Source organism: Listeria valentina (assembly GCF_011800755.1).
Lineage (GTDB): Bacteria > Bacillota > Bacilli > Lactobacillales > Listeriaceae > Listeria > Listeria valentina.
In genome coordinates this window covers 1-10,255 of record NZ_JAATJW010000075.1, presented here as the reverse complement: position 1 = coordinate 10,255, position 10,255 = coordinate 1, and the positions used below count along the sequence as shown (strand labels likewise).

At 42.0% G+C, this 10,255-nt stretch carries 10 protein-coding genes; 8 read left to right on the top strand and 2 right to left on the bottom strand.

Features of this window, described 5'->3' with window-relative positions:
• The first annotated feature begins 83 nt into the window (after positions 1-83).
• From HCK02_RS12275 to glf, 4 genes are read left to right on the top strand one after another with little or no spacing between them, the layout of a single operon-like run.
• The gene (locus tag HCK02_RS12275) at positions 84-2,507 is read left to right on the top strand and encodes a glycoside hydrolase family 3 C-terminal domain-containing protein (RefSeq protein ID WP_167630402.1); all 2,424 of its coding nucleotides are present in this window, start codon (positions 84-86) and stop codon (positions 2,505-2,507) included.
• Between the two features lie 6 nt (positions 2,508-2,513).
• Positions 2,514-3,035: a GtrA family protein gene (locus tag HCK02_RS12270; protein ID WP_167630401.1), complete on the top strand. Its 522-nt coding sequence runs from the start codon at positions 2,514-2,516 to the stop codon at positions 3,033-3,035.
• Positions 3,032-4,045: a glycosyltransferase family 2 protein gene (locus HCK02_RS12265; RefSeq protein WP_167630400.1), complete on the top strand. Its 1,014-nt coding sequence runs from the start codon at positions 3,032-3,034 to the stop codon at positions 4,043-4,045. Before HCK02_RS12270 ends, HCK02_RS12265 begins: the two co-directional genes overlap by 4 nt.
• An 18-nt stretch (positions 4,046-4,063) precedes the next feature.
• Positions 4,064-5,209, top strand: a complete 1,146-nt coding sequence (gene glf / locus HCK02_RS12260) for a UDP-galactopyranose mutase (RefSeq protein ID WP_208970479.1) — start codon at positions 4,064-4,066, stop codon at positions 5,207-5,209.
• A 26-nt stretch (positions 5,210-5,235) separates the two neighbouring features.
• Here glf and HCK02_RS12255 read toward each other — a convergent pair whose 3' ends face one another.
• A complete protein-coding gene (locus HCK02_RS12255) occupies positions 5,236-6,147 on the bottom strand; it encodes a TIGR01777 family oxidoreductase (RefSeq protein WP_167630398.1) in 912 nt (303 codons plus the stop codon).
• 91 nt (positions 6,148-6,238) lie between these two features.
• Between HCK02_RS12255 and recX the strand changes: the two genes are divergently transcribed.
• From recX to HCK02_RS12240, 3 genes are read left to right on the top strand one after another with little or no spacing between them, the layout of a single operon-like run.
• The gene (gene recX / locus HCK02_RS12250) at positions 6,239-7,054 is read left to right on the top strand and encodes a recombination regulator RecX (protein WP_167630397.1); all 816 of its coding nucleotides are present in this window, start codon (positions 6,239-6,241) and stop codon (positions 7,052-7,054) included.
• A complete protein-coding gene (locus HCK02_RS12245; RefSeq protein ID WP_167630396.1) occupies positions 7,051-7,302 on the top strand; it encodes a YfhJ family protein in 252 nt (83 codons plus the stop codon). Before recX ends, HCK02_RS12245 begins: the two co-directional genes overlap by 4 nt.
• Positions 7,299-7,760 carry a dCTP deaminase/dUTPase family protein gene (locus HCK02_RS12240; RefSeq protein ID WP_167630395.1) on the top strand — a complete coding sequence of 154 codons (462 nt, stop codon included), beginning with the start codon at positions 7,299-7,301 and terminating at the stop codon, positions 7,758-7,760. The genes HCK02_RS12245 and HCK02_RS12240 overlap by 4 nt, the downstream gene beginning before the upstream one ends.
• 108 nt (positions 7,761-7,868) lie before the next feature.
• Here the strand turns inward: HCK02_RS12240 and HCK02_RS12235 are convergent, their stop codons facing one another.
• Complete coding sequence (locus tag HCK02_RS12235; RefSeq protein WP_167630394.1) at positions 7,869-8,852, bottom strand: metal-dependent hydrolase; 984 nt, start codon at positions 8,850-8,852, stop codon at positions 7,869-7,871.
• Positions 8,853-9,097: 245 nt separating this feature from the next.
• Between HCK02_RS12235 and mutY the strand changes: the two genes are divergently transcribed.
• Positions 9,098-10,189 carry an A/G-specific adenine glycosylase gene (gene mutY / locus HCK02_RS12230; RefSeq protein WP_167630403.1) on the top strand — a complete coding sequence of 364 codons (1,092 nt, stop codon included), beginning with the start codon at positions 9,098-9,100 and terminating at the stop codon, positions 10,187-10,189.
• Positions 10,190-10,255: the final 66 nt, after the last annotated feature.

The following is a 10,255-nucleotide window of genomic DNA, read 5'->3' as shown; positions in this document are numbered from 1 at the left end:
CTTATTCCGTAAGGAAAAGAAATGAAACATTTAGGGAAGATCATTTATCTTTCTAAAATATATTTTACGAGGGAGGGAAGCAAATGGATATCAAAGCACTTACTCGCAAGCTGACTTTAGAAGAAAAGGCACTTCTTTTTTCCGGGAAAAATAATTGGGAGACACGTGAAATTGCCCGAATGAATATTCCTTCTTTTTTCTTGTCAGACGGTCCGCACGGTTTAAGAAAACAAGAAGGGAAAGCCGATCATTTAGGTCTAAACGAAAGCCGCAAGTCAACTTGTTTCCCAACGGCAGCAACGATTGCGAACAGCTGGGATGAAACGCTTGCGCAAAAAATCGGAGAAGCCATTGGCGAAGAAGCGATTAGTCAAGACGTTGATGTTGTGCTCGGCCCTGGGCTCAATATTAAGCGCGACCCAAGGGGAGGACGAAACTTCGAATATTTTAGCGAAGACCCTTATTTAGCCGGGAAAATGGCTGCATCTTACATAAAAGGAATTCAAGCAACAGGAACGATAGCTTGCCCAAAACACTTCGCAGCAAATAGTCAAGAAACGAGGAGAATGGCTTCTGACTCAGAAGTGGACCTTAGAAGCCTCCGAGAAATTTACTTAACTGGATTTGAAATCGCTGTAAAAGAAGCGCATCCAAAAGCAATGATGAGCGCCTACAATAAAGTGAATGGCATTTATGCAAACGAAAATGCGTTTTTATTGCGCGATGTTTTAAAACAAGAATGGGGATTTGACGGATTTGTTGTTTCCGATTGGGGCGGCAGTAACGATCACGTTTTAGGTGTGCAAAATGGCAGTCATTTAGAAATGCCTTCAACCGGAGCAGCCGGCGCAAATGAAATCATCCAAGCCGTTCAAAGCGGTGAGTTATCCGAGCAAATTCTCGATGAACGCATCAGTGAGCTATTGACTGTCCTTCTAAATAAAGAAACGAAGTCAGGCTCTTTCTCACGTGAGCAAGAAAGCGAGCATCATCAGCTTGCAAAAAAAGCCGCTTTAAAAAGTGCCGTTTTACTAAAAAATGAAGCAGCCATTTTGCCTTTAAAAAAAGGAACGAAAGTAGCCTTGATTGGTGAATTCGCGAAAAAGCCGCGTTACCAAGGAGCCGGTTCATCACTTGTGAATCCAACGCGACTAGAAGCGGCAACGGACATCATTCGTGACTATCCGGTCGAATTTGTCGGCTTCGAAACGGGATACACAACAAACTCCCTTGCCACAAAACCTGAATTGCTGAAAGAAGCAGTGGAACTCGCGAAAAAGGCTGACGTCATTTTGCTTTATCTAGGTTTAGATGAATCAAGGGAAAGCGAAGGGATGGACCGAACGCAATTTACACTGCCGCAAAATCAATTAGAACTCATCCATGCACTCAAACAAGTGAATTCGAATCTAATTGGGGTTCTTGCAGGCGGCTCATCGTTTGATTTGTCTTTCGATACCGACTTAAAAGCCATCCTAACCGGCTATTTAAGTGGACAAGCTGGAGCATCTGCGCTCCTTGATCTTTTGACAGGAAAGGCTTCCCCTTCAGGGAAACTAAATGAAACGTATCCATTTCGGCTAGAAGACACCGTACTTGGCGATCACTTTCCTGCCAAAGGGAAAGCATCCCAGTATTTCGAAGCTCTTTTTGTTGGCTATAGGTACTATCAAGCAGCTAGCGTTTCCGTTAAATATCCTTTTGGATTTGGGCTCAGCTATAGCGAATTTACCTATTCAGACATTGAATTGAGCGAAACGGGTGTATCCTTTCAGCTAACAAATACAGGCCAATTTGACGCAGAAGAAATTAGTCAACTTTATGTTTCAATGGAATCAGGTCAAAATTTCCGACCTAAGCGTGAGTTGAAAGCATTTGCGAAAACTTTTCTCAAACAAGGCGAATCCCAAACCGTTTTTCTTCCGTTTGACGAGTACACGTTCCGCTATTTTGATACAGAAACCAACCAATTTGAAATCGAGCCGGGTCACTACAAAGTTGAAATCGGAACAAGTTCAGAAGCGATTGAACTGAGCACGACCGTGGAACAAAAAGGAACGGTAGCTAAGAAAAAAAGCCAAGTGGAAAAATTTCCGCATTATTTTAGCGGACAAATGAAACAAGTTCCTCTTGCGGAATTTGAAGCCTTACTCGGTCGAGAAGTGACGAAAGAAGAAGCAGCCTTAACAAGGCGTCCCTTGCTTGAAAACGATACGATCGGGGACATGCAGTTTGCCAAAAGTGCGTTAGCGCGCCTTGCTTTTCACATTTTTGAACAAAAGAAACGGCGCAGTGAGAAAAATGGGAAGCCCAACTTAAACGTGCTTTTCATTTATAACATGCCATTTCGTGCAATTTATAAAATGACAGCGGGAAAAATCGATCGCGAAATGGTTCAAGGGATTTTAACCATTGTGAACGGGAGCTTTTGGAAAGGACTTCGTTCCGTTTTAAAAGCACGTCGCAATTGCAAAAAAATCAGTAAAAAAATTCTAGAAAAGGAATAGAAATCTATGACTAAAGAAAAAAACAACGCGCGATTTGCTTGGTTTCATCGTTTTAAGCAAAAGCATCCAGATTGGACAGAATTTATTTTATTTAACTTGCTAAGCAATGTGGCGACAATTACTAATTTTATTATGCTTTGGCTTGGGACGGGGCTTCTTTTTAAAAGTTTTGAATCCTTTCCTTTTCACTGGTTCATTTTCAATTATGCGCCAGAAAACGGTGGATTAGGCGGCTTTTTAAGCTTTTTGCTTGCCTACATCTGCGCTCAAGTTGTGAACTTTTTTGTGCAACGCAAATTTGTTTTTGAAGCGGATAATGCCATTTTAAAAGCTTTGCCTTGGTATATCTTAACCGTCACCGTAGCTGGTCTTGTATCCGTTTGGCTACCACCTTACGTCATCCGCGTGCTACATCCATATGTTGGCGGACTTGCAGCGACCATCGCTAACTTAGTCAACATCGTTTTGCAAGTGGTGATCAATTATCCAATGATGAAGTTCAAAATTATGAAGAAGGAGTCCGTATGAAGAAACTCACAATTGTCGTCCCAAGTTTTAATTCAGAAGATTATTTAGAACGTTGCTTAAATTCACTTGTTCGGGAAACAAGCGAGCATCTCGAAATTCTCATTGTGAATGATGGCTCGACAGATAGCACAGGCGAACTTGCGGAAAGTTACGAGCGGGCGTTTCCCAGAATTGTGCGTGCGATTCATCAAGAAAACGGTGGACACGGGGCTGCAGTGAATACTGGAATCGAGGAAGCAACCGGGATGTACTTGAAAGTAGTCGATAGCGATGATTGGGTTGACCCAAATGCGCTCAAAACACTCCTTCAAGCTATTTTACAAGTGGAGAAAAGCGAGGCACCTGATATGATCATCAACAACTATGTGTATGAAAAACAAGGCGCTCGCCACAAAAAAACAGTGCATTATCGAAGTTTTCTCCCGCAAAATAAAGTGTTCGGCTGGCGTGAAGTTCGATTTCCAGTAGGCAAGTATTTGCTCATGCACTCACTCGTTTTCAAAACAGCGATTTTGCGTGAAAAAGTGCCGCAGCTGCCACATCATACTTTTTATGTAGACAATTTATTCGCTTTTTATCCGCTCCCGTTCGTGAAAAAAATGTTGTATTTAGACATTGACTTCTACCACTATTTTATTGGCCGAAGCGATCAGTCCGTGAATGAATCCGTTATGATCGGGCGGATTGACCAACAGCTTTTTGTGAACACTAAAATGGTTGATTACTACAGCAAGCAAGAAAATTTGGAGCGGTCTTGCGCACGTTATATGCGACAATTCTTAGAAATTGTGACTTCCGTTTCCTCGGTTTTACTTATGAAACAACAAAGCCATGACCAATTGCTAAAAAAAAGGCAACTTTGGGATTATATCTACGAAACCGATACGTCGCTTTATTATCGGCTCCGGTTTAGCCTTCTTGGTCAATTTGTGCATTTACCAGGTTTAGTCGGCCGAAAAACGACACTTGGCATGTACCGAGTTTGCCAAAAAGTTTATGGATTTAATTAGAAAGGAGAAGATGACTTGGTGGAAGCAGATTATTTAATTGTCGGAGCAGGCCTGTTTGGAGCTGTTTTTGCTAGAGAAGCTGCTAGAGCGGGCAAAAAAGTGCTGGTTCTCGAAAAAAGAGCGCACATCGCGGGAAATATTTATACAAAAGAAATCGCAGGAATTGAAGTGCATCAATACGGCGCTCATATTTTCCATACGAAAAATCAAGCCGTTTGGCGTTACGTGAATCAGTTTGCAGATTTCCTTCCGTTCATCAATTCTCCGATCGCAAACTATTACAGGAAGCTCTATCCACTTCCTTTTAACATGCACACTTTCCATGCACTTTGGGGTATGACGTCTCCTGAAGAAGCAAAAGCAATCATTCAAGCGGAGACTGCCCCGTACCGGGTGAAAAAGCCGACCAATTTAGAAGAACAAGCGCTTTCCATGGTCGGCCCCGAGATTTACCAGAAGTTAATTAAAGGATATACCAAGAAACAATGGGGAAAAGAGCCTAACGAACTCCCAAGTTTCATTATCAAGCGAATTCCACTTCGCTGGACATTTGATAATAACTATTTTAATGATCCCTTTCAAGGAATTCCAAAAGCGGGCTATACGGATATGGTGGCACGCATGTTGAACCATCCTAACATCACGGTACAAACGAATACTGATTTTTTTAGCAAAAAAGCAAGCTATTTAAGCCAATTTAAAAAAATCATTTATACAGGCATGATTGACGAATTTTTCGATTATGAATTTGGGGCACTTGAATATCGCTCGTTGCGGTTTGAAACAAAAGTATGGCAACAAGCTGATTTTCAAGGAAATGCAGTCATCAATTACACCGATCAAGAAACGCCCTTCACGCGCATCATTGAACACAAACATTTTGCGAAAAAAGAAAGTTCCCAAACGGTCATTACAAAAGAATATCCTGAACCGTGGGACCGGACGAAAGAACCATTTTACCCGATCAATGATAAGCGAAACCAAGCACGATATAAAAAATATGCAGAAAAAGCACGCGCACTGCCACAGGTTCATTTTGGCGGCAGGCTCGGAAGCTATCAGTACTTGGATATGGATCAAGTGATCTACCAAGCGCTCATACTTGCTAAACATGAACTTCACCTTTCGCAAGAAACAAGCTTGGAAGTCGCTGACAAACGCTAAATGTCAGCACGACTTCCAAGCTTTTTCTAGTCAATTAAGTCACTCAAAGCAAGATCAACCGTATCAAAGTAAAACTCAAAATGATGAGAAACAAGTTGCTCGGGATAAACCCGGTGACTATCCAAAATGGCCGCCGCCTTATCTCCGAGAGCAAGCTTGATCGCCACTTCCGGGATTGTAAAGAGGGAAGGCCGATGCAATCTTTTAGCTAATTTTTCAGCAAACTGCTTCTCTTGGGTAGGATGTGGGGAAGTAAAATGAACAATCCCCGTTAAGCTCTCATCGGATGCTACAAAACGAATCGCGCGGACAAGGTCGTCAATATGAATCCAAGAATACCACATGTCGCCCGTACCAAATTTTCCACCAAGTCCGCTTCGAAATACTTTTTCAAATGAAGGAAAAGCACCACCTTCGCGGCCTAACACAAGACCAAACCGGGCGACGACAAGTCGAATCCCGAGTTTTTCCACTTCAGCGGCTGTTTTTTCCCATTCTGTGACGGTTCTTCCAAGGAAAGAAGCGCGTTTAGGATGCTCTTCACGGTAATAATCCGAATAGATTTCAGTATATGAGGGCGGATAACCGCCGATCGCACTTGCATTGATCCACACTTCTGGTTTTTGTTTTTGACGTTTGATGATGGCAAGTAAAGCTGCGGTTGCTTGAATCCGACTATCGACGATTTCTTTTTTTCGTCTGGCAGTCCACCTTTTAGTCGCTAAGTTTGCTCCAGCAAGATTGACAACGAGATCAAAATGAATCTCACTCAAATCAGGAAGTGAAGTGTCATCTTGTAGCCACTGAATGAAATGAACGTTCTCGAAGGAAGCTCGCTTTTCTCGCGTTAAAATATAAACTTGATCTCCTGTTTCCATGTAGGACTTGGTTAGCCATCTGCCGATAAATCCAGTTCCTCCGGCAATTAAAATATTCATTTCTTCACCTCATTTCGTTTTGCCTTTTCCCGTTTAATTAACAATAGAAACCCATTTTCGAGTATGGTAAGATAGACAGGGAGGTTTTTTCATGAAAATTACCGCAATCCGAGTACAGGAAAAAAGAAAAGAGCGCTACAATGTTTTTGTTGATGAAAAGTATCGTTTTAGTGTGGATGAAGAAGTCCTCGCACGATTTCACCTGTCAAAAGGCAAAACGCTTTCGGAAGAAGAAATTGAACAAATTGAAGAAGCCGATCAAGTTCGCATCGGGTTAAATAAGGCGATTCAATTTTTATCACACCGAGTTCGTTCAGAAAAAGAAATTCGTTCTTTTTTGGCGAAGCAAGAAATTGAACCCATGCACCGGGATAGTATCATTCAAAAGCTTGTGGAAATGGATTATCTAGATGATGCTGAATTTGCGAAACTTTATGTGAGAACGCAAGTGAAAACAACAACGAAAGGTCCTGGGAAAATTCGCCGAGAACTCATCGAAAAAGGCATTACACGGGAAGGCATTGAGGAAAGTTTGGATGCGTATACGGCGGAAGAGCGCGAGGAAAACGCGCTTAAAGAAGCAACAAAAATCGCAAGGCGCAGCCGGAATCTGGCTAAAGAGCGCTTGAAAATGAAAATTCGGACGGACCTCTTGCAAAAGGGTTTTTCGGAGCTTGAAGTGAAAATGGCGGCAAGCGAAGCGACAAGTGATTTAAGTGAAGAAGATGAAACCGAGGTTCTCCGCAAACAGCTTGAAAAATTGATGCGTAAGAACAAACGGTTTGAACCGCGAATAGCGAAGCAAAAAACGATCCAATCCTTGATGCAAAAGGGATTTAGCTATGCAAATATTGAGTCTTATTTGGCGGAACATGAGATTGATTTTGAAGAGGTGGAAGACGAGTGAATGGTTACACGGAAGAGCTAACGAAGTTATTGCTTGAGAAAAACCCGGCTCTTGATGAGGAAAAAGCGCTTTGGTGGGTGGAAATGCTGTGGAGCGATTTTGAAAGCTCGTATGCAAAAGCAGGCTATCCTTACCGCGGGGTAGAGTATGCGGCTGATTATGTCAGACAACAAATTGAGCATCACGGAGCGATGCTTCATTTGGTTACAAGGAAGCAAAAAGATGGAAATGAGGGGGAAATAAAGTGAGACAACGTGGTTTTGAAATAGTTCGTGAGGATAGTCGTTTTTTTAAAGGCGAAGAAATTCAGTTACCGAAACGTTCGGATGCTGGTTCAGCTGGTTATGATTTTTATTCGAATGAAGATGCGACGCTTTATCCTGGCGGCACGCATACTTTTTTCACAGATGTGAAAAGTTACATGTTAAAGGATGAAGTATTGATGATGCATGTCCGTTCTTCGATGGGTATTAAGCGCGGGCTTAACTTGTCGAATAATACGGGCATTATTGATGCTTCTTATTATGAGAACAAGGCTAATGATGGGAATATTGGAATTGCGCTTCGAAATATTGGGAGCGAACCCGTGACCATTCAAAAGGGAGAACGAATTGCGCAAGGGATTTTTACGAAGTATCTTGTGGCTGACACAGATGAAGTGGTGAGCGAAACGCGCGATGGCGGTTTTGGCAGCACAGGGCTTTAAATTGTAAAGGCCAATAAAAAAGCCGGAAGGTAAATGAAATGATCCATTTACCTCCCGGTTTCTTGCAAAGAGAGTGATAAAAAACTCTCTTTTTTGTATGGGGTAAGGTTAAAGTGCGACAGGAACTAGTTTTTTCTGCAGTTTTTCATCTGAGAAAATCCAGCCTGTATAAGACGATAGAATTTTTAAATTATCATCTAAACGCACGACTGCAACAAATGGGTAATGCCCGTTACTGCGGTATCTCAGATCCGTAAACGTGACATAGGTTGCATCTAACTTTTCTTCAATCCGCCAGTTATAGACTTTGGAGAATGAAACGAAAGCAGCTAAATTTTTATCCTGTTTCGCAGCACGAATGAGTTCATTATCTGGAACAGGCAAACGATCGAATTTTTCATAGATCGAAATATTTCGTTTGAATGCACGTCCCACGTAGTAATGATCTTTCGTTGTGACGGCAACGCGCCACTGGAAGAAATGAATCGTTGAAGCAACAATGATTTCTTCAGCATCAGGAATCAAATATTGAACCGCTCGTTTGATCATTTGCTGTGTAACGGCTCGTGCGACATAGTAAAGCGCTAGGACCGCATAGAGTGTAAAGAACGTTGGACCCGCGGGCGTGCCAAGTAGCCAAAGGGTGATCGCAACAACATGTGAACCGAAAATAAACCAGTCAAATGTGTTGATAAAACCAAAGGCGACCCAGGTATCCTTAAAGGGTCGAATCGCTTGCGTGCCATACGCGTTAAAAATGTCAACAAAGATATGGAGCGCAACTGCGATGAAACTCCAAAGCAGTAAATGAATAAAAGTCGCTTGCGGAAAAATAAAGTAAAGTATAGTTGAAATAAGGAGCGGCCAAACCAGAAGCATCGGCAGAGAGTGAGTAACCCCTCTGTGATTGCGAATGTAGTCCGCGTTGTTTTTAAGTTTTAAAACCGTATCGACGTCAGGAATTTGAGAACCAATGATCGTTGCTGCCATGATGCCGACCACAGCGGGTGAACTACTTGCGATTCCAGGGTCAATCCCCGTTGCAAGTCCCCCAAGTGCGATCCCCATAACAACGTGTGTGCCAGTGTCCAAAAGCTTTCCTCCTCGTAGAGTGAAAGAAGCCACTTTAAAAGAAAGCGACTGCTTTCTGTAACAAAATGGGATTAGAGTAATAAACTCTAATCAGCTCTTCTTTTCTATACAGAAGCCTGTTCAAAAACTTAGAGTTTCTGTATAATAGTAAAAGTCAAGCTTATTATTCTATTCCCTCGTCTATATTATACTACACATTGAGAAGAACAGCACATTAAAAATTTATGAGAATTATGGTGAATAAAATGCAAACACATGAATTTCTAAACTGGGATTCATCTAAAATTTCAAGTTTTCGAGCAGCACTTGTTTCTTGGTATGACGCAAACAAGCGCGTTTTGCCTTGGCGTGAAAATACAGATCCTTACCGGATTTGGGTATCAGAAGTCATGCTCCAGCAAACGCGAGTCGATACAGTTCTGCCTTACTTTGAACGCTTTATGCAAAAGTTTCCTACGATGCGTGATTTTGCGTATGCAGCAGAAGCAGAAATCTTAAAAGCGTGGGAGGGCTTAGGCTATTATTCACGCGTTCGAAATTTGCAAATTGCAATGCGACAAGTTATTGAAGAGTTTTCTGGTGTCGTTCCAGATACAAAAGAAGAACTTTTAAGTCTTAAAGGCGTGGGACCTTATACAGCAGGAGCCATTCTGAGTATTGCTTACGGGAAGCAAGAGCCCGCCGTTGATGGCAATGTGATGCGTGTGATTTCACGGATTTTTGAAATCGACGAAGATATCATGAAACCAAAAACACGAAAAACCTTTGAAGCTATTTTATATGAACTAATTGATCCAAAACATGCTTCCGCATTTAATCAAGGACTTATGGAAATTGGCGCGCTTGTATGCACGCCGAAAAAACCGATGTGTTTATTATGTCCGCTTCAAGAATTCTGTGAGGCGCACAAAGACGGAAAAGAATTGGATTATCCGGTTAAAATCAAAAAAACTAAATCCAAAACGATTCCACTTGTGGCGGTCATGATTGAGCAAGACGGGAAATATGTTGTTGAACAGCGAAAAAGCACGGGCTTACTCGCTAGCATGTGGCAGTTTCCAACGGTGGAAGCCGCGCCAGATGAGAATGATGAACTCGTGAAACTTAAATTTTTACGGGAATACGGACTTACGCTGGAACTCTCGGATGAAGTCGTGACGCATGTGAAGCATGTATTTTCGCACCTTGTTTGGGAAGTTGAACTTAAACAAGCACGCATTTTAGAAGGGGAAGTAACAGGACGTACAAAATGCTTAACGGAAAATGAGATGGCAGAACTTGCTTTCCCAGTTCCGTATCAAAAAATGTGGCAAGCTTTTTTAAAGCAAAAAGTCTAGTGGTAATAAGTCAAGCTGAACTTTTAAATTATTTTCAAGGAAAAACTAATTTTTGAGCGCACTGAA